Source organism: Corynebacterium nuruki S6-4 (assembly GCF_007970465.1).
Taxonomy (GTDB): Bacteria; Actinomycetota; Actinomycetes; order Mycobacteriales; family Mycobacteriaceae; genus Corynebacterium; species Corynebacterium nuruki.
The window spans coordinates 1,521,686-1,539,510 of record NZ_CP042429.1 but is presented as its reverse complement, the minus strand read 5'-3'; the positions used below and the strand labels follow the sequence as shown (position 1 = coordinate 1,539,510).

Genomic DNA, 17,825 nt, shown 5'->3' with positions numbered 1-17,825 from the left:
CGTCGGATTCGAGTCTTTACTGAGCCAGGTTTTGGCAGCGGAGCAGAATTATGAGTGATAACGAGATCAAGGGCATCCTGGGCAAGAAGCTCGGCATGACCCAGATCTTTGACGAGGAGAACCGGGTCGTCCCGGTCACCGTCGTCAAGGCTGGGCCGTGCGTGGTCACCCAGGTGCGCACCAAGGACATCGACGGCTACGAGGCCGTCCAGATCGCCTTCGGCGACATTGACCCGCGCAAGGTCAAGAAGCCGCAGGCCGGACACTTCAAGAAGGCCGGCGTGACGCCGCGCCGCCACGTGACGGAGATCCGCGTCGAGGACGCCTCCGCCTACGAGGTCGGCCAGGAGATCACCGCCGAGACCTTCGCGGACGCCGCATTCGTCGACGTCACCGGCACCTCCAAGGGCAAGGGCTACGCCGGCGCCATGAAGCGCCACGGCTTCGCCGGCCAGGGCGCCGCCCACGGTAACCAGGCCGCCCACCGCCGCGTCGGCGGCATCGGCGCCTGCGCCACCCCGGGTCGTGTCTTCAAGGGCACCCGGATGGCAGGCCGCATGGGTAACGAGCGCGTCACCCTGCAGAACCTGAAGATCGCACGGGTGGACGCCGAGTCCGACCTGCTGCTGATCAAGGGTGCCATCCCCGGAAACAACGGCGGTGTCGTCACCGTCAAGACCGCAGTGAAGGGCGGTGCACACGCATGAGCAACCTCACACTGAACGTCAACACCGCCGACGGGTCCACCAACGGCACCGTGGAGCTCCCCGCGTCCATCTTCGACGTGGAGCCCTCGGTCGCCCTGATGCACCAGGTCGTCGTGGCCCAGCTCGCCGCCAAGCGGCAGGGCACCCACGCCACCAAGACCCGCGGCATGGTCTCCGGCGGCGGCAAGAAGCCGTTCCGCCAGAAGGGCACCGGTCGCGCCCGCCAGGGTTCGACCCGTGCGCCGCACTTCACCGGTGGTGGCACCGTCCACGGTCCGCAGCCGCGTGACTACGACCAGCGGACCCCGAAGAAGATGAAGGCCGCCGCCCTGCGCGGTGCCCTCACCGACCGCGTCCGCAACGAGCGCATCCACGTCGTGGAGGAGCTCGTCGCCGGCCAGACCCCGTCGACCAAGTCGGCCCGGACGTTCATCGAGCGCCTCACGGACCGCACGTCGGTGCTGGTGGTCCTGGGCCGCGAGGACGTCACCGCATGGAAGTCCGTGAACAACCTTCCGGGTGTTCACGCGCTGGCCACCGACCAGCTGAACACCTACGACGTCCTCAACGCGGACGACGTGGTCTTCTCGGTCGAGGCTCTCAACGCGCTGATCGCCACGGCACCGGTTGCCAAGGAGGAAGCTAAGTGAGCTACTCAGATCCCCGGGACATCATCGTCGCGCCCGTCGTCTCCGAGAAGTCCTACGGACTGATGGAGCAGAACGTCTACACGTTCCTGGTCGCACCCGGCACCAACAAGACCCAGATCAAGATTGCCGTCGAGCAGATCTTCGGCGTGAAGGTCGCCAGCGTGAACACCCTCAACCGCCCGGGCAAGCGGAAGCGCTCCCGGACCGGTTACGGTCGGCGCAAGGACACCAAGCGTGCCATGGTCACCCTCGCCGCCGGCAGCGATCCCATCGACATCTTCGGCGGTGCGACCGCCTAGCGGTCACACACCGAAAGGTAAAGAGAGAGCAGAAGTATGGCTATTCGCAAGTACAAGCCGACTACGCCGGGTCGCCGCCAGAGTTCCGTGTCCGAGTTCGACGAGATCACTCGCTCGACCCCGGAGAAGTCTCTGCTGCGCCCGCTGTCGAAGACCGGCGGCCGCAACGTCCACGGCCACATCACGACGCGTCACATCGGTGGCGGCCACAAGCGCCGTTACCGTGTCATCGACTTCCGTCGTGTCGACAAGGACGGCGTGCCCGCCAAGGTCGCGCACATCGAGTACGACCCGAACCGCACGGCGAACATCGCGCTGCTGCACTTCGCGGACGGTGAGAAGCGTTACATCATCGCCCCGAAGGGCCTGAAGCAGGGCACCGTCGTCGAGACCGGTCCGCAGGCCGACATCAAGGCGGGCAACAACCTGCCGCTGCGCAACATCCCGACCGGTACCACGATCCACGCCGTGGAGCTGAAGCCCGGTGGCGGCGCCAAGCTGGCCCGCTCCGCCGGTGCGTCCATCCAGCTGCTCGGTAAGGAGGGCAAGTACGCCGTGCTGCGTATGCCGTCCTCCGAGATCCGCCGCGTCGACGTGCGGTGCCGCGCCACCATCGGTGAGGTCGGTAACCAGGACCAGATCAACATCCGCTGGGGCAAGGCCGGCCGTATGCGCTGGAAGGGCGTCCGCCCGACCGTCCGCGGTGTCGTCATGAACCCCGTGGACCACCCGCACGGTGGTGGTGAGGGTAAGACCTCCGGTGGTCGCCACCCGGTCTCCCCGTGGGGTCAGCCTGAGGGCCGCACCCGCAAGCCCAACCGTCCGAGCGACAACATGATCGTCCGTCGTCGCCGTGCCAACAAGAACAAGAAGCGCTAAAGGAGGTAGTTGAGAATGCCACGCAGCCTGAAAAAGGGCCCGTTCGTCGACGAACACCTCCTCGCGAAGGTGGACGCCCAGAACGATGCCGGTACCAAGAAGGTCATCAAGACCTGGTCGCGCCGTTCCACCATCCTGCCCGATTTCATCGGTCACACTTTCGCCGTCCACGACGGTCGGAAGCACGTCCCGGTGTTCGTCGATGAGTCGATGGTCGGTCACAAGCTGGGCGAGTTCGCCCCGACCAAGACCTTCAAGGGACACCTCAAGGATGACAAGAAGGGACGGCGATAGTCATGGCCGATTCCACTGACACCGCTGTGAACACCGCCCGCGCGACGGCCAAGTTCGTCCGGGTTACGCCGATGAAGGCCCGCCGCACGATCGACACGATCCGCGGCAAGTCCGTCGAGGACGCCCTGGCGCTCCTCCGCTGGGCTCCGCAGGGCGCGTCCGAGCCGGTCGCGAAGGTCGTCGCCTCCGCTGCAGCCAACGCCGAGAACAACTTCGGCCTGGATCCGCGCACGCTGGTGATCTCCGAGGCCTGGGCCGACGAGGGACCGACGCTCAAGCGCTTCCAGCCCCGTGCCCAGGGCCGGGCCTTCCAGATCCGCAAGCGCACCAGCCACATCACCGTGGTTGTCGAGAGCAAGAAGGGAAGTGCTCAGTAGTGGGCCAGAAGATTCAACCCCACGGCCTCCGGCTGGGCATCACCTCCGAGTGGCGCTCGCGCTGGTACGCTGACAAGCAGTACGCGGACTACCTCGCCGAGGACATCAAGATCCGTGAGTTCCTGTCCACGGGCCTCGACCGCGCCGGCATCGCCGACGTCGTCATCGAGCGCACCCGTGACCGGGTCCGGGTCGACATCCACACCGCCCGTCCGGGCATCGTCATCGGACGCCGCGGCTCCGAGGCCGACCGCATCCGCGGCAAGCTCGAGAAGCTCACCGGTAAGCAGGTGCAGCTGAACATCCTCGAGGTCAAGAACATCGACGCCAACGCTCAGCTGGTGGCCCAGTCCATCGCCGAGCAGCTGACCAACCGTGTGGCCTTCCGCCGCGCGATGCGTAAGGCCATCCAGTCCGCGATGCGCCAGCCGCAGGTCAAGGGCATCAAGGTCGTGTGCTCCGGTCGTCTGGGCGGTGCCGAGATGGGCCGCACCGAGCGTTACCACGAGGGTCGCGTCCCGCTGCACACCCTGCGCGCCGAGATCGACTACGGTACCTTCGAGGCCCACACCACCTTCGGCCGCATCGGCGTGAAGGTCTGGATCTACAAGGGCGACGTCGTCGGTGGCCGTCGCGAGTCGCTGCTCAACGCACGCGACGAGCGTCCGGCCCGCGGCAACCGTCGCGACCGTCCGCGCCGCAACGGTGGTCGCCGGCAGCGTGCGGACCAGAAGCAGGAGGGCTAATCCATGCTTATCCCCAAGCGCGTCAAGTTCCGCCGCCAGCACCGTCCGCACCGGTCGGGCATCTCCAAGGGCGGCAACCGCGTGACCTTCGGTGACTACGGCCTGCAGGCCCTGGAGCCGACCTACATCACCAACCGTCAGATCGAGGCTGCTCGTATCGCCATCAACCGCCACGTCAAGCGTGGTGGCAAGGTGTGGATCAACATCTTCCCGGACCGTCCCCTGACCCAGAAGCCGCTCGGCGTGCGCATGGGTTCCGGTAAGGGCCCGGTGGAGAAGTGGGTCGCGAACGTCAAGCCCGGCCGTATCCTGTTCGAGATGAGCTACCCGACCGAGGAAGTCGCCCTCGAGGCCCTCCGCCGTGCGGGCAACAAGCTCCCCTGCAAGGTGCGCATCGTGAAGAAGGAGGATCAGTTCTGATGGCTACCGGTACCCCGGCTCACGAGCTCCGTGACCTCAGCAACGACGAACTGGCCACCAAGCTGAAGGAGGCGAAGGAGGAGCTGTTCAACCTGCGCTTCCAGAACGCCACCGGTCAGCTGACCAACAACCGTCGACTGGGCACCGTCAAGCGCGACATCGCCCGGATCAACACCGTCCTGCACGAGCGCGAGCTCGGCCTGTCCACCGCCCCGGACGGTGACGCAGCATGAGTGAGGCTAACGTGACCAACGAGAACACCAAGGGCAGCCGCAAGGTCCGTCAGGGCTACGTCGTCTCCGACAAGATGTCGAAGACGATCGTCGTCCGGCTCGAGGACCGCAAGCAGCACGCCCTCTACGGCAAGATCATGCGCACCAACTCCAGGGTGAAGGCGCACGACGAGAACGAGACCGCCGGCATCGGCGACCTCGTCCGCATCGAGGAGACCCGGCCGCTGTCCAAGGACAAGCACTTCCGGCTCGTCGAGATTGTGGAGAAGGCCAAGTAGTCTCTGCCCCGGCAGAGCTCGCGCCTGATCACACCGATCACTGAAAACCCCCGCCCCGGGCATGTCCCGGCGGCGGGGGTTTTCCGTCTGTCCGGAACCGGCAGGGGTTGATGGTCAATATGTGTGTCTTTTGCCGGCGTGTCACCGACTGACCCGGCCGGAGTTGTCCCGGGCTGACCCGATTCGGACGGTTCAGTCCCCCGGAAACGGCGGAACCGGGTCAACTCAGGTCAACTCGGCGCGTCCAGCGGGGCGTCCGGTGGGGCGTCCGGAAGATGCGCCGACATTCCGGCAGTCCGTTGCGACGGTCGCGGCGAATTGTCGGCGCAGACCCGGGGACATCGCGCCGCGCCCCGGCGGCGGCCCGGACAGTCGGCCGGGTCAGACGCGGAAACTGTCCGCGTCCGCCCGCTCCCAGTCCCGGACCCAGTCGGCCGGGGTGTCCGTCGACGGCTCGAGCAGCTCGCCGGGGGTGAGCCACCGGTAGGCGTCCGCGTAGCTGCGTGTCTCGTCGGCGCCGAGGACGATCCGGCCCATATCGTGGGTCAGTTCGGCGGGGGAGGACGCCCCCATCGCCGCCATGAGCGCGACCGCCTCCTTCACGGTCGCGTCATGGTAGCGGCGGACCCGGGGGCCCTTGTCGTCGACGTCGACGGCGCGCTGCCGCACCGGGTCCTGCGTCGCCACACCCACCGGGCAGCGGCCGGTGTTGCACTTCTGCGCCTGGATGCAGCCCACCGCCATCATCATCGGCCGGGCGGCGAACATCATGTCCGCCCCCTGGAGCAGCCGGCGGACGATGTCGGCCCCGCCGGCGATCTTTCCGGACGCCCCGACGGTCACCCGGTCACGCAACCCGGTGGCGACGAGCGCGTTCTCGACGGTCATCAGGCCTTCGGTCAGCCGCATGCCGAGCCGGTCCTGGAATTCCAGGGGTGCGGACCCGGTACCGCCCTCGGCACCGTCGACGGTGATGAAGTCGGGGCCGGTGCCCTCCTCGACCATGGCGCGGCAGATGGCGAGGAACTGGGTGCGGTCACCGACGCACAGTTTGATGCCGACCGGCTTGCCGCCGGACAGTCCGCGCAGCTCCGCGACGAACCGGACCAGTTCGCGCGGGGTGGAGAACTCGGGGTGGGCGGACGGGGAGATGCAGTCCCGGTCGCGCGGGACGCCCCGGATGCCGCTGACCTCCGCGGTGATCTTCTCCTTGGGCAGCACGCCGCCGATCCCGGGCTTGGCACCCTGGGAGAGCTTGATCTCGATCATCTTGACCTGGCCGCGGGTGGCGTTGGCCACGAACTTGTCCCGGTCGAGCCGGCCGTCGTCGGTGCGGGCGGAGAAGTAGCCGGACCCCAGTTCCCAGATGAGGTCCGCCCCGTACCGCAGGTGGTAGCGGGTCAGTCCGCCTTCGCCGGTGTCGTGGAGGAAGTGGCCCTCGGCCGCGCCCCGGTTCATGGCGAGGACCGCGTTGGCGGACAGGGCGCCGAAGCTCATGGCGGAGATGTTGAACCGGGAGGCGCTGTAGGGACGGGTGCAGTCCGGGCCGCCGACGGTGACCCGCAGGTCGGTGTCGGCGGGCTGGACCGGTGCGAGGGACTGGACGAGGGTCTCGTAGCCGACGGCGCCGAGGTCCCGTTCGGTGCCGAAGGCGACGTGGTCATCCTTTCCCTTGGCGCGGCGGTAGATCATCGTGCGGGTGTTCCGGTCGAAGGGTTCGCCGTCGAAGTTCCGCTCGATGAAGTACTGCTGGATCTCGGGGCGGATCTTCTCCATGAGGAACCGGGCGTAGCCGGCGACGGGGTAGTTGCGCAGGATCGAGTGCCGGGGCTGGACGAGGTCCGCGACGGCGACGGAGGTCACGGCGCCGGCGAGGGCCGCCAGGGCCCGGGTGGTCTTCTTCGTCATGTCCCCGTGTCTACGCTGTGCGCTGCGGTAACGGAAAGTAAGGTTGCGCCTCCCCATGCCCCCGCAGTCAGCCCCGCCGGCGACGGGGTAGTTGCGGACGACCGTTCACAGCTGCGGCCCGGTCACCGGGTCTTCCCCGGTCAGCGCCGCCCGCCCCAGGACCGCCAACTTCTCGCGACGCCGCTCGTGCAGAGTGTGGGTCCGCAGGTCACGCCAGTGCCGGTCGAGTCCCTCATCCCCGGGGTCTGCGGTCGCACGGGGCCCGGTCAGTTCGTAGACCCGCGAGGCGAGGTCGACCGTCAGCGCCCCGGTCGTCACCTTCGCCGCCGCGACCTGCAGTGCGACCTCTGCGGGGCGGGTGGTGGGATCGCCGGCCCACAGGGCGTCCAGCGCCCGGCCCGCCTTCTCCACCACGGCCTGTGCGGCGAACCGCTGTGCCGTCAGCTCCCCGGCCAGGTGGGCGGTCAGCGGGTCGGGTGCGGCGGTCGCCGCGAGACTGAGCGCGGCGTCCAGCGCGGCGGTGGCGATGCCCACATCGACGGCGGCGTGCAGCAGCTGGGCGAAGGCCCCGTAGCCGGGCAGCGCGAGCGCCCGGTCGAAGGAGTACACCCGGCCGACCGGGACGTCGTGGAACCGGACCGTGCCGGAGCCGGTGAAGCGCTGGCCCAGGGCGTCCCAGTCGCCGACGATGTCGGTGCCGGGGGCATCCGACGCCACGAAGGTGGCGACGGTCTGCGCGCTCTCGCCGGGACACCGCCCCGTGACCGCCAGGACATCGGCGAACGGCGACCCGGTGCAGAAGATCTTCGTGCCGTTCACCGTGCGGTCGACGATCACCGGCTCCCGCTCGGCCTGTGCATTGGCGATGAGGGTGCCGGTGAGCAGCCGGTCCGCCCAGACCTGCTCCGCATCCGGGTGCTCACCGTCGAACAGCCACCGGCTGAACGTGAAATGCGACTGCGGGATCTGCGCCAGCGACCCGTCGGCCTGCGCCAGCAGCCCCACCGCTGCGGCAATCGAGGACGGCGGCAGCTCCGGGCCACCCAGCCGGGCGGGCACGGTGGCGGCGAGCAGGCCTGAGGTGCGCAGTGCGGCGACGGCGTCCCGGATCCGGGTGGCACGCGGAGCGCCGCCACCGCGGGCCACACTGCGGGCCACGGCGGCGACCTCTCCGGCAGCGGCGAGTGGGTCGGTGAGTACGGCGGTCACGCGGGAACGCCCGGACGCAGCGGCGCGATGATGTCGCGGCCGAAGCGCTCGACCTCCTCCTGAAAGTTGAGGTAGCCGGTGAGCACCAGGTCCACCCCGATGCCGCGCAACTGGTCGATCCTCTCCTGGATCTGCTCCCTCGTGCCGATCAGGCCGGTGCGGAAACCGTCGTTGTACTGCACCAGGTCCTCGAAGGACGAGTCCGCCCACATGCCCTTGCCGTCGGCGGTGGACTTCCCGGCCTGTTTCACCGACTCGCGGAAGCCCTCGACCGCGCCACGGCTGGCCTGGTCGACGATGGCGCGGAGTTTGTCGTGGGCCTCCTTCTCGGTGTCCTCGAGGATGACGAAGGCGTTCACGCCGATCTTCGTCTCCCGGTCGGCGGCCTCGGCGTGGTGGCGGACCTCGTTGATCTGGACTTCCAGTTCGTCGAGCGGCTTGCCGTTGATGAAGTACCAGTCGGCGTAGCGGCCGCCGTTGACCTGGGCGGCGGTGGAGTTGCCGCCCTGGAACAGTTCCGGGGCGGTCTGCGGGTGCGGGCTGATCGAGTAGTCGTGGAGCCGGTAGAAGTCGCCGTCGAACTCGGCGTGGTCACCGGCGAAGATCGCGCGGAGGACCTGCAGGAACTCCCCGGAGCGGCGGTAGCGTTCGTCGTGTTCCAGCCACGGTTCGCCGAACTTCACGAACTCGTCCTTCAGCCAGCCGGAGACGACATTGAGGGCGAACCGGCCGCCGTAGAGCTCGCTGGCGGTGGTGGCGAGGTTGGCCAGGACGGCGGGCTGCCAGAATCCGGGGTGGACGGCGGCGATGACCTTCAGTCGTTCGGTGGCCTCCAGCAGGGCCAGGGAGAAACTCACCGACTCATGCTGGGACTCGGCCCCGTAGGAGCCGAGGTAGCGGACCTGGGTCAGGGCGTAGTCGAAGCCGACCTGCTCGGCGGTCTGCGCCAGGCGGCGGTTGTACCCGATGCCCCAGTCGGTGGTCTGCTCGATGTCGGAGACGACGAGACCGCCGGAGACGTTCGGCACCCAGTAGGCGAACTGCAGGTCGTCGGTGACGCGTGCGGTGGACATCTACAGCTCACCCACCGTCGCGACCTGGGACCCGTGGAACACCAGCGGGGTTTCGGAGGGGGCCTGGCCGGCCACCCGGTCGACCTCGAGGACGGCGGTGACGTGGTCGCCGGTCTCGAGTTCGTTGACGATGTGGCCGGTGAGGTGGACGGCGGCGTCCTCGAGGAGCACGGCGCCGCGGTCGTCCTGCCAGGTGATGTCGTCGAAGCGGTGGTCCTGCGGGCCGGCGAGCTGGCGGACGAGGTGCTGGTGGTTGCGGGTGAGGACGGAGATGCCGAGGTGGTCGGCGTCGCGCAGCAGCGGCCAGGACCGGGAGGTCTTCTGGATGCTGACGGCGACGAGGGCGGGTTCGAGGGAGAGGCCGACGTAGGAGCCGACGATCAGTCCGGTGGGGCGGCCGTCGACGACGGCGGCGACGGTGGTGATCGGGGTGGGGATGGACGCCCAGGCGGCGCGGAGTTCGGTGGCGGACAGGGCGGTGGGCACGGCGGGCAGGTCGACGGGCTGACGGTCGGACCGGGTCTCGGACAGGGGCTCAGACAGGGTGGTTGGTTCGGTGGTGCGTCGGATGGCGGAAGTCATGGCACCGAGTAGACCATGCGGTCTGTTCCGGACGCCACGGTTCGGTGAACCCCTGAATGGAACTCCCCGCCCTCCCCACCCTGCCCGCCACTCCTCCCCGAGATCGTCACCGAATTCACCGCGACCGGCCCGTGGCGTCCGGAATCGGTGACGAATTCGGGGAACGGGCATGGCAGATCACCGGAACGCCGGACAGGCCGGCTCCCCGTCGGTTACGGTCGACCCCGACGACAGCGAGGGGCGCCGTCGCAAAGGGGGGAACAATGGCCAGATTTCTGCGTCGACGGGAACTGCTGCGCCGCTACGGCTCGGGCAAGGCGATCACCGCCGCCGTCGCACGCGGCGAACTCCACCGGGTGGCCTGGGGCATGTACACCCGCGAACCGCCCACCGACCTGGTGCGGCTCGAGGCGATGCGCATCCGGCAACGGAACCTGACATACACCGGGGAGACCGCCGCCTTCATCTACGGTCTCGGTCCGATGACCTGGCCGGCGACGGGGCGGACCTGGCGGCGGGGGAGCCATCACGGCGGTCCGCAGCTGGAGTTGGGCACCGGGCGGGTGCGGCGCCACCGGAAGATCCACGGACTGTACGTCACCACCCCGGTCGAGACCGCCGTCGACCTCGCCGAGCTCGGCCACAACCGGGCGGAGCTGGTGGACTTCCTCACCCGCAGTTACACCGGCGCGAAGGGCAACGACATCCTCGCCGAGGATATGGCGGCGATGCCACCGCGGCGCCGGGCAGCGGCGTCCCGCCTGTTGGACGGGGTGGTCACCGGGACGGCGAGCAAGCTGGAACTGCGCGCGGTCCGGGCGATCCTCGCCGAGCTCGGCGGGACGGAGGTGACCGTGCTGGTGAACGCGAAGGTCGGTGGTTACCGGTTCGACGTGGTGATCCCGGAGGCGCGGGTGCTGGTGGAGATCGACAGCTACGCCTACCACGCGGCGGACGGGGAACGGCGGGACAGTCGGACGTTCGCCGGCGACCGGTGGAAGGCGAATGCCGCCACGCGCCGGGGGTGGACCGTGCTGCGGTACGCGGACGTGTGCGTCGATGCGGTTCCGGACCTGGTCGGCGAGCAGGTGGCGGACACGGTCCGGTACAACCTTGCCCACCGGCCCCGGTGGCGGCGGGACGGGCTGCTGCGCACCGACCATCCGTTCTGGTGGTGGCATCCGTTGTTCCCGGCGTTCCGGTGAGTCCCCGAATTCGTCACCGATTCCGGACGCCACGGGCCGGTCCCGGTGAGTTCGGTGACGATATCGGGGAAGGAGGGGAGGGACGCGCCGGCAGGGACACACCGCACGGGGCTACCGCACCCCGGCACTCCACGCGAAGGGCAGCCCCTCGCCGGTCAGCGCGAACCTCCCGACCGCCTGCTGCTTGTAGACCGCCGGGTTGTGCACGGCCAGCGTGCGGGCGTTGCGCCAGTGCCGGTCCAGGTCCAGCTTCTCCGAGACGATGGACGCCCCACCGGTCTCGAAGACCTCGTCGACCGCCCCGAGGACCAGCGGGATCAGCGTGACCTGCGCTTCGGCGGCCAGCAGTTCGGCGTGGTCGACCGCGGCGACGGAGGAGGGGTCGGCGAAGGACGCGGCGATGGCGTCCGCCACGGCCAGGACCGCGGTGCGGGCCAGCCACGCCGCCGAGTACACCTTCCCGAGCGTCGCCTGCACCAGCGGATCCTCACGCGGCAGGTCCGCCGGCGCGTGGGAGAAGGTGCGCTCGCGCGTCGCCACCCGGTCGCATGCGTCGTCGGCGGCGCGCCGGGCGATGCCGGCCAACCCGGCGAGCTGGAACAGCTGCAGGTAGGAGGTGTCGATGACGTGCCCGGCGTCCCCGTAGCCGCCCTCGACGACGGCGGCACCCGGCACCTTCACGTTCTCGAACAGGGTCGTGCCGGAGCCGGTGAGCCGCTGCCCGAAGCCGTCCCAGTCGTCGAACTGGTGGACTCCCTCGGCGTGGGCCGGGACGTCGGCGGTGGCGCGCGCACCGTCGAGGTCGACGGCGACGCTGATGATGTCGGCGTACAGCGTGCCGGTCGAGTAGTACTTCGTGCCGTTGAGCAGGTAGTCCCCGGGCGAGGCGGGGTCGGGGGTCAGTGCGGTCTGGTACCGGTCGACGGATCCGACGCCCTTCTCGGAGATCGCGTTGCCGTAGATCACGCCGTCGGCGACGCGCCGCAGGGCGTCCTCGTTTCCGGACGCCACGAACCCCTCGACGGTGAAGAAGTGGACACGCAACGCCTGGGTGATGTTGGAGTCCGCCGCGGCGAGGTCGGTGAGCAGGCCGAAGGTCTGCCGGACGGTGGCGCCCAGGCCGCCGTGCTCGACGGGGACGCGCAGGGCGGTGAACCCGGCGTCCCGCAGCCGGCGGATCTGTTCGGTGGCGAGTTCGCGGTTGCGGTCGCGGTCGGCGGCCCCGACGGCGATCGCGTCGAGGACGGGGCGGAACCGGTCGGTGAGGTCGGCGTCGGTGGGAAGTGCGGTGGTCATCACTGGGCTCCTGTCGGGGTGAACGAGTGGGTGGCGGCGGGGTGGCCGGGGCGGACCCGGTCGCTGCCGAACAGCCGGTGGCGCAGCGTCCCGTCGGCGTAGGAGGTGGGGTATTCGCCGCGGGCCTGCAGCACCGGCACGACATGCTCGATGACGTCGCGGAACGTGCCCGGGGTGACGGCGTAGGCCAGGTTAAACCCGTCGACGCCGGTCGCCGCGACCCAGTCCTCCAGCTGGTCGGCGACAGACTCGCCGGAGCCGACGACGACGGGTCCCGTACCGCCGATGCCGCCGAACTCGGCGAGTTCGCGGACGGTCCACTCCCGGCCCTCCTCGCCGGCGGAGCGTTGGAAGGCGGCGACGGCGGACTGGATGGCGTTGGATTCGATGCCCGCCACCGGGTCGTCGAGGTCGAACCCGGCGAAGTCCACGCCCATCCAGCCGGACATCAGCACCAGGGCGCCCTCCGGGTCGACGTAGCGGCGGTATTCGGCGAGCTTGGCCTGCGCCTCGTCCTCGGTGGCGTCGGTGATGACGGTGAACAGGGCGTAGATGACGACGTCCTCGCGGGAGCGGCCGGCCTCCTCCAGCTTGGCGGTCAGCGTGCGCACCACCTCCGCGAGCTTCTCCTGTGTCGGGGCGGCGACGAAGACGGCTTCGGCGTGGGTGGCGGCGAAGGTGCTGCCCCGGTCGGAGGCCCCGGCCTGGAAGATGACGGGGGTGCGCTGCGGTGAGGGTTCGGAGACGTGGATGCCGGGCACCGTGTAGTGCGGCCCGTGGTGGTTGATCGGGCGGACCTTCGTCGGGTCGGTGTACACGCCGGTCAGCGGGTCGGCGAGGACCGCGTCATCCTCCCAGGAGCCTTCCCAGAGTTTGTAGAGCACCTCGAGGTACTCGTCGGCGTGGTCGTAGCGGGCGTCGTGGTCGAAGGTGTCGAGCTGGCTGTGGGACTGCGTGTTCTCCGCCGCCGAGGGCAGGTAGCCGGTCACGACGTTCCAGCCGAGGCGTCCGCCGGTGAGGTGGTCGAGGGTGGTGATGCGCCGGGCGAACGGGAAGGGGTGCTCGAAGGCGGTGCCGGTGGTCAGCCCGAAGCCGAGGTGGTCGGTCACCGCGGCCATGGCGCTGATCAGCGGCAGCGGGTCGTTGACGGGTACCTGCGCGCCGGCTTTCAGGGCGGCGTCCGGCGAGGCGCCGTAGAGGTCGTAGAGGCCGAGGACGTCGGCGATGAACAGGCTGTCGATGTAACCGGATTCGAGCAGCTGCGCCAGTTCGGTCCAGTAGGTCAGGTCGTTGTAGCGGTGCGCTTCGTCGTCGGGGTGGCGCCACAGTCCGGGGGACTGGTGGACCACGCAGGTCATGTCGAAGGCGTTGAGACGGATGTGGCGGGTGGTCATGCGGTGACCTTCCGGAACGCGTCGACGTAGCGGGCGACATCCGCCGCGGTACGCAGCGTGATCGCCGGCGCGGGCTCGGAGAACAGGTTGAACAGGCCGGTGGCGTAGGCGGGGTCCGCGCCGGCGTTGCCGAAGAACGCGCCGGCGACCTCGGCATACAGCGGGTCGCCGAGGAACAGGGACGTGACCGCCACCCCGGCGCGGCCGTGGTCCTCCCAGTGCCGCTCGAACAGGTCGGTGAGCAGGGTGGCGTCCCACTCCTTCCCGTCGGACGCCGCGGCGGTGAGCCCGGCGGTCAACGCGGCGACCTGCCGGTCGCCGAGCTGCGCACCCTGCCCGGCGATCGGGTCGACGGCGATGGCCGTGTCCCCCAGGGCGGCGACGAGATGCCCGGAGGCCGTCTCACCGACCGGACGCCGTACCCGCGGGGTGACGGCACCTTTCAACCACGAGTGGGGGTCGGATTCGACGGGCTGCAGCCGGTCGATGTCGTCGGCGATGTCGGGGAACTCGCGGTGGTGGAGGTCCTTGAGCGTCTGCAGGGCCGAGGCGGCGTCCGAGGTGGAGTGGAAGGCCTGTTCGGTGGCGGTGCCGGGCTTCGCCCAGGCGAGCAGCACCCAGGAGGCGAGGCCGTCCTTGTGCAGGTACGGGCCGGCGAAGACTTCGCCTTCCTCATGGAGGGAGAGCAGGGAGTTGTTGGCGGGGTTCCCGTCGGTGTCGGTCAGCCGGTCGGACTGTGTTCCCCCGGTGCGGCCGGTGAAGACGTGGTCGGAGGGCAGGCCGGTGGCGGTGACGGTGAGCAGGTGGCGCTGCGGTCCGGTGTAGGGGGTGCGGTCGGTGTCGGTGGCGAAGGCGTCCGCCAGGCCGGCCTTGCCGGTGGCGACGAGGGTGAGGTCGTGGGTGCCGGCGATCGTGTCGAGGCTGTCGGGGGTGACCGGGTCGACGAGGAAACGGTTGCCGGTGGTGCCGGCGAGGTCGAGGAAGGCGGCGAGGCGGTCGTCGGCGCGCAGCCGGGCGTCCACGGACTGGGCTTCGTAGGTGTAGGAGGCGGGGAAGGAGGCCACGCCGGTGCTGTCGCTGCTGTTGCTGCTGTCGCTGGCGAGTCCGGCGGCGCCGGCGCTGAAGTGGGCGGCGGGGTTGTCGGCGTAGCGGTCGGCGATGATCTCGGCGTCCGCGGTGCGGGAGGCGCCGAAGAGGATGGCGGTGCCGGTGGCGGGGACGTCGTCGCGCAGGGCCTCGCGGGTGCGGTCGGAGTAGAGGTCGACGCGGAATCCGGCGCGGGTGAGTGCCAGGGCGGCGCCGGTTCCCGCGAGTCCGGCGCCGATGACGGCGACTGAGCGGGTGGTGGGGTGGGTTGCTGTGGTCATGGGGCCGAGTAGACCATTCGGTCTACCGGTGCGGCCACGGATCGGCGCGGCATGAATGGAACGACATTCGGCCCACCGGTGCGCCCGGGTCGGCGTAGTCTCCCCGGCATGGATACCGCCCCGCCATCACCCCACGGTGCCCGTACCGTCCGTCGACCACGGCTTCTGCTGTCCCCGATGCGTCCGCGGGACGCCACGGAACCCTCCCGCGCCGCCAGCAGTCTGGAACTGTTCTTCGACCTCGTCTTCGTCATCGCGGTGAGCATCGCCGCCTCCACCCTGCACGAACATCTCGTGGCCGGGTCGGAGAGCACCCTGCAGGCTCTCGGTTCGTACCTGTGCGTCTTCTTCGCGGTGTGGTGGGCGTGGATGAACTTCACCTGGTTCGCCACCAGCTTCGACAACGACGACTGGCTGTACCGGGTGATGACCTTCCTGCAGATGGGTGGCGTCCTGGTGCTGGCCGCCGGGATTTCCCCGGTGTTCGACGACGGCAACTTCACCGTCGCGGTCGCCGGGTACGTGGTGATGCGCCTGGCGATGGTGGGGCAGTGGATCCGGGCCTCCCGTGCCGGTGGTGCCGCGGGCCGCGCCGCGACCCGCTACGCCGTGGGCATCGTCATCGTCCAGGTGCTGTGGATCGCCTGGCTGTGGATCCCCGGGGCTCTGCACATGCCCGGGTTCATCGTCCTGATCCTGGCGGAGTTGTCGGTCCCCGTTCTCGCGGAGCGGTCCGGACGCACCCCCTGGCACCCCGAGCACATCGCGGACCGCTACGGCGGATTCACCCTCATCCTGCTCGGTGAATCGCTGCTGGCCTCGGCGAATGCGGTCATCGAGGCGCTGCACGCCGGCTCGGGCGAGGGTGGGGACGCCGCGGGTGCCGGGGTTCCGACGGTCCGCCTTGTCGGACTGGGGATCCTCGCCTTCGTCGTCACCGCCGGGTTGTGGTGGATCTACTTCAGCGCCCCGCACGCCGAACAGGTCACGACGCTGCCCCGCTCCCTGCGTTTCGGCTACGTGCACTACATCGTCTTCGCGGCGGCGGGTGCGTTCTCCGCGGGGGTGGAGACGCAGATCAGTTCGTTGTCCGGGGAGTCGAGGCTGGGGGAGGTGGCCTCGGACTTCGCGGTGACGGTACCGGTGGCGGTGTTCGTGCTGGTGGTGTGGTGGATCTCGGTGCTGCCTGCCGGGGACCGGGTGTTGAACACGGTGCTGCCGGTGGGGGCGGTGCTGGTGCTGCTGGATCCGCTGGTGCCGGTCCCGGTGGTGCTCACCGCGGTTGTCGTCGCGGTGATGGTGGCGGCGGTGGTGGTGCGCGCGCCGGGGTCGGGGCCAGCGGCGGCCGACCATGTCGACGGATAGAACCCGACAGGTCGGCCACCTGACTCCGCGCCCCGTGATGTCGGCGGAACGAACCCACAGGTCGGTGGTTGCCCCTCGAGGTCGATGGAACGAACCCAGGTGCTGCTGAGCGGGCAGATTTTCCGCCTCTCGGTTCGTTCCGTCGACACCGGCCGGACCCGGGCGGCGGACCGTGGGCGGACTGTGGGTGGGACAGAGCCGTACCGTGTCGCGCCGTGTACGGTGCCGCGTGTTGACAGGGCATGACCGGCCATTGACGGGGCATGAGGGGCGAGAATGGTGACGAACGATCACGAGGAAAGACGAAGGATGACGGAGGGTGACGAAAGGTCATGAAGAGTAGAGCGGCGGTGGTGTCGGTTGTGGCCACATGTGCGCTGCTCGTCACCCCGCTCTCGGCACTTGCCCGGCTGGGTGCCGGGGCGGTGTCGGCCCTGCATCCGGCGACTCTTCCGGCTCAGCCCGCCACAGATGCCGCAGGCCCCGCGACCACATCCCCGGTCGACTCCCCGGTCCGGGCGACCTATACCGGCACCGTCGACCTGGCGGACCCGGCGCACACCGACCTCACCGCCACCCGACGTGGACTGCTCGCCCGCGTCCCGGTCGGGGGACTCTCGGGGATGGACTGTGAACCCGGCATCACGGCCGGCGCAACCACGGCCACCATGCCCACCGTCCGGTGTCTCGCACTCAGTGACGACCGTGGTCAGCGCGGCCCGGTACGGGCCTATCCCCTCGACGTCACCCTCGGAACCGCACCCACCGCACCCACCAGCACCAGCCCCACCACCCTCACCAACGTGACCGCAGGCGCGCCGCTGGTACTCACCGACACCGGCGGCGCACCGTACCGCCCCGGCACCGTCGACCCGGAGAGCATCCGCCTGACCCCCGACGGCATGGTGTGGAGCAGTGAGGGCGACGAATCCCTGGGCGCCCCGGCCACCGTCACCGCCGCCGACTCCACCGGCCGTGCGAGGTTCACCTACCGGCTGCCGGACTATCACCGGCTGCGTCCCAACGCCGGCTACGAGGCCCTGGCCGTCCGCGGCGACCGGACCTTCGTCCTCACCGAGGCGCCGCTGCAGCAGGACGCCCTGAACCGCCTCACCGTCTACGACGCGACCACCGGAACCCCGACCGCCGAGTACGCGTACCCGCTGAGCAAGGCCGTCGACCCGGCTGCAGGCGTCACCACCGGCGCCTCCGAGATGATCGCCGCCCCCGACGGCAGCCTGCTCACCCTGGAACGCGGCTGGCGCAAGGATGTCGGCAACGTGGTCACCCTGTACCGGATCACACTCGACGGGGCGTCCGACGTGCTCGGTGCCGACCGCATCCCGGACGCCGCCCGGCCGGTCCACAAGCAGCGGCTGCTGGACCTCGGGTCGGTCGTCGGCGCGAGGAACGTGGACAATGCCGAGTCGCTGGCGTGGGTGGGGGACACCCTGCTCATCGGCACCGACGACAATTTCGGTGCCGGTCAACGCTCACTGGTCCACACCGTGACGGTGACCGGTGTGGGGGAGTAGTAGGGTCC

20 protein-coding genes are annotated in these 17,825 nt (G+C 69.6%); 13 read left to right on the top strand and 7 right to left on the bottom strand.

Going from position 1 to position 17,825, the window contains the following annotated elements:
• Positions 1 to 50 precede the first annotated feature (50 nt).
• The 10 genes from rplC to rpsQ are packed head-to-tail and all read left to right on the top strand — an operon-like array spanning position 51 to position 4,883.
• Positions 51 to 707, top strand: a complete 657-nt coding sequence (rplC, locus tag FSW06_RS06935) for a 50S ribosomal protein L3 (protein ID WP_010120784.1) — start codon at positions 51 to 53, stop codon at positions 705 to 707.
• Complete coding sequence (gene rplD / locus FSW06_RS06930; protein WP_010120783.1) at positions 704 to 1,357, top strand: 50S ribosomal protein L4; 654 nt, start codon at positions 704 to 706, stop codon at positions 1,355 to 1,357. Before rplC ends, rplD begins: the two co-directional genes overlap by 4 nt.
• Positions 1,354 to 1,656, top strand: coding sequence for a 50S ribosomal protein L23 (gene rplW, locus FSW06_RS06925; RefSeq protein ID WP_010120782.1), 303 nt, complete (start codon positions 1,354 to 1,356; stop codon positions 1,654 to 1,656). Before rplD ends, rplW begins: the two co-directional genes overlap by 4 nt.
• A 36-nt stretch (positions 1,657 to 1,692) precedes the next feature.
• Positions 1,693 to 2,535, top strand: coding sequence for a 50S ribosomal protein L2 (rplB, locus tag FSW06_RS06920; RefSeq protein ID WP_010120781.1), 843 nt, complete (start codon positions 1,693 to 1,695; stop codon positions 2,533 to 2,535).
• A 15-nt stretch (positions 2,536 to 2,550) separates the two neighbouring features.
• Positions 2,551 to 2,829, top strand: coding sequence for a 30S ribosomal protein S19 (gene rpsS / locus FSW06_RS06915; protein WP_010120780.1), 279 nt, complete (start codon positions 2,551 to 2,553; stop codon positions 2,827 to 2,829).
• A gap of 2 nt (positions 2,830 to 2,831) precedes the next feature.
• A complete protein-coding gene (gene rplV / locus FSW06_RS06910; protein ID WP_010120779.1) occupies positions 2,832 to 3,206 on the top strand; it encodes a 50S ribosomal protein L22 in 375 nt (124 codons plus the stop codon).
• A complete protein-coding gene (rpsC, locus tag FSW06_RS06905) occupies positions 3,206 to 3,952 on the top strand; it encodes a 30S ribosomal protein S3 (protein WP_010120776.1) in 747 nt (248 codons plus the stop codon). The genes rplV and rpsC overlap by 1 nt, the downstream gene beginning before the upstream one ends.
• A gap of 3 nt (positions 3,953 to 3,955) precedes the next feature.
• Positions 3,956 to 4,372, top strand: a complete 417-nt coding sequence (gene rplP, locus FSW06_RS06900; protein WP_010120774.1) for a 50S ribosomal protein L16 — start codon at positions 3,956 to 3,958, stop codon at positions 4,370 to 4,372.
• Positions 4,372 to 4,605, top strand: a complete 234-nt coding sequence (gene rpmC, locus FSW06_RS06895) for a 50S ribosomal protein L29 (RefSeq protein WP_010120772.1) — start codon at positions 4,372 to 4,374, stop codon at positions 4,603 to 4,605. The genes rplP and rpmC overlap by 1 nt, the downstream gene beginning before the upstream one ends.
• Positions 4,602 to 4,883, top strand: a complete 282-nt coding sequence (gene rpsQ, locus FSW06_RS06890) for a 30S ribosomal protein S17 (protein ID WP_029449606.1) — start codon at positions 4,602 to 4,604, stop codon at positions 4,881 to 4,883. Before rpmC ends, rpsQ begins: the two co-directional genes overlap by 4 nt.
• Positions 4,884 to 5,264: 381 nt before the next feature.
• Here the strand turns inward: rpsQ and FSW06_RS06885 are convergent, their stop codons facing one another.
• The 4 genes from FSW06_RS06885 to FSW06_RS06870 form a co-directional block, all read right to left on the bottom strand.
• Positions 5,265 to 6,791 carry an FMN-binding glutamate synthase family protein gene (locus FSW06_RS06885; RefSeq protein ID WP_010120768.1) on the bottom strand — a complete coding sequence of 509 codons (1,527 nt, stop codon included), beginning with the start codon at positions 6,789 to 6,791 and terminating at the stop codon, positions 5,265 to 5,267.
• 105 nt (positions 6,792 to 6,896) lie between these two features.
• Positions 6,897 to 8,000, bottom strand: coding sequence for an acyl-CoA dehydrogenase family protein (locus FSW06_RS06880; RefSeq protein ID WP_010120766.1), 1,104 nt, complete (start codon positions 7,998 to 8,000; stop codon positions 6,897 to 6,899).
• Positions 7,997 to 9,073, bottom strand: a complete 1,077-nt coding sequence (gene sfnG, locus FSW06_RS06875; RefSeq protein WP_010120765.1) for a dimethylsulfone monooxygenase SfnG — start codon at positions 9,071 to 9,073, stop codon at positions 7,997 to 7,999. The genes FSW06_RS06880 and sfnG overlap by 4 nt, the downstream gene beginning before the upstream one ends.
• A complete protein-coding gene (locus FSW06_RS06870; RefSeq protein WP_010120763.1) occupies positions 9,074 to 9,655 on the bottom strand; it encodes a flavin reductase family protein in 582 nt (193 codons plus the stop codon).
• Positions 9,656 to 9,918: 263 nt separating this feature from the next.
• On the opposite strand from FSW06_RS06870, the gene FSW06_RS06865 reads away from it, so the two are divergent.
• Positions 9,919 to 10,860: a hypothetical protein gene (locus FSW06_RS06865; RefSeq protein WP_010120761.1), complete on the top strand. Its 942-nt coding sequence runs from the start codon at positions 9,919 to 9,921 to the stop codon at positions 10,858 to 10,860.
• Positions 10,861 to 10,971: 111 nt separating this feature from the next.
• Here FSW06_RS06865 and FSW06_RS06860 read toward each other — a convergent pair whose 3' ends face one another.
• The 3 genes from FSW06_RS06860 to FSW06_RS06850 are packed head-to-tail and all read right to left on the bottom strand — an operon-like array spanning position 10,972 to position 14,917.
• On the bottom strand, positions 10,972 to 12,156 hold the full coding sequence (locus FSW06_RS06860) for an acyl-CoA dehydrogenase family protein (protein ID WP_010120760.1): 1,185 nt from the start codon (positions 12,154 to 12,156) through the stop codon (positions 10,972 to 10,974).
• Complete coding sequence (locus FSW06_RS06855; protein ID WP_010120759.1) at positions 12,156 to 13,550, bottom strand: LLM class flavin-dependent oxidoreductase; 1,395 nt, start codon at positions 13,548 to 13,550, stop codon at positions 12,156 to 12,158. Before FSW06_RS06855 ends, FSW06_RS06860 begins: the two co-directional genes overlap by 1 nt.
• A complete protein-coding gene (locus FSW06_RS06850; protein WP_010120758.1) occupies positions 13,547 to 14,917 on the bottom strand; it encodes an FAD-dependent oxidoreductase in 1,371 nt (456 codons plus the stop codon). The genes FSW06_RS06855 and FSW06_RS06850 overlap by 4 nt, the downstream gene beginning before the upstream one ends.
• A gap of 177 nt (positions 14,918 to 15,094) precedes the next feature.
• Between FSW06_RS06850 and FSW06_RS06845 the strand changes: the two genes are divergently transcribed.
• Together FSW06_RS06845 and FSW06_RS06840 are read left to right on the top strand one after the other, a co-directional pair.
• Entirely contained in the window at positions 15,095 to 16,282 is a 1,188-nt protein-coding gene (locus FSW06_RS06845; protein WP_010120757.1) for a low temperature requirement protein A, read from the top strand.
• A 332-nt stretch (positions 16,283 to 16,614) separates the two neighbouring features.
• Entirely contained in the window at positions 16,615 to 17,817 is a 1,203-nt protein-coding gene (locus tag FSW06_RS06840) for an esterase-like activity of phytase family protein (RefSeq protein ID WP_083827058.1), read from the top strand.
• The last annotated feature ends 8 nt before the right edge of the window (positions 17,818 to 17,825 follow it).

Coding starts and splice junctions, on each gene's coding strand:
- rpsQ (WP_029449606.1), top strand. CDS start 4,602: ATGAGTGAGGCTAACGTGACCAACGAGAACACCAAGGGCAGCCGCAAG.
- rplC (WP_010120784.1), top strand. CDS start 51: ATGAGTGATAACGAGATCAAGGGCATCCTGGGCAAGAAGCTCGGCATG.
- rplB (WP_010120781.1), top strand. CDS start 1,693: ATGGCTATTCGCAAGTACAAGCCGACTACGCCGGGTCGCCGCCAGAGT.
- sfnG (WP_010120765.1), bottom strand. CDS start 9,073: ATGTCCACCGCACGCGTCACCGACGACCTGCAGTTCGCCTACTGGGTG.
- FSW06_RS06860 (WP_010120760.1), bottom strand. CDS start 12,156: ATGACCACCGCACTTCCCACCGACGCCGACCTCACCGACCGGTTCCGC.
- rpmC (WP_010120772.1), top strand. CDS start 4,372: ATGGCTACCGGTACCCCGGCTCACGAGCTCCGTGACCTCAGCAACGAC.
- rplD (WP_010120783.1), top strand. CDS start 704: ATGAGCAACCTCACACTGAACGTCAACACCGCCGACGGGTCCACCAAC.
- FSW06_RS06870 (WP_010120763.1), bottom strand. CDS start 9,655: ATGACTTCCGCCATCCGACGCACCACCGAACCAACCACCCTGTCTGAG.
- FSW06_RS06855 (WP_010120759.1), bottom strand. CDS start 13,550: ATGACCACCCGCCACATCCGTCTCAACGCCTTCGACATGACCTGCGTG.
- rpsS (WP_010120780.1), top strand. CDS start 2,551: ATGCCACGCAGCCTGAAAAAGGGCCCGTTCGTCGACGAACACCTCCTC.
- FSW06_RS06840 (WP_083827058.1), top strand. CDS start 16,615: ATGAAGAGTAGAGCGGCGGTGGTGTCGGTTGTGGCCACATGTGCGCTG.
- FSW06_RS06865 (WP_010120761.1), top strand. CDS start 9,919: ATGGCCAGATTTCTGCGTCGACGGGAACTGCTGCGCCGCTACGGCTCG.
- FSW06_RS06850 (WP_010120758.1), bottom strand. CDS start 14,917: ATGACCACAGCAACCCACCCCACCACCCGCTCAGTCGCCGTCATCGGC.
- rplP (WP_010120774.1), top strand. CDS start 3,956: ATGCTTATCCCCAAGCGCGTCAAGTTCCGCCGCCAGCACCGTCCGCAC.
- rplV (WP_010120779.1), top strand. CDS start 2,832: ATGGCCGATTCCACTGACACCGCTGTGAACACCGCCCGCGCGACGGCC.
- FSW06_RS06885 (WP_010120768.1), bottom strand. CDS start 6,791: ATGACGAAGAAGACCACCCGGGCCCTGGCGGCCCTCGCCGGCGCCGTG.
- FSW06_RS06845 (WP_010120757.1), top strand. CDS start 15,095: ATGCGTCCGCGGGACGCCACGGAACCCTCCCGCGCCGCCAGCAGTCTG.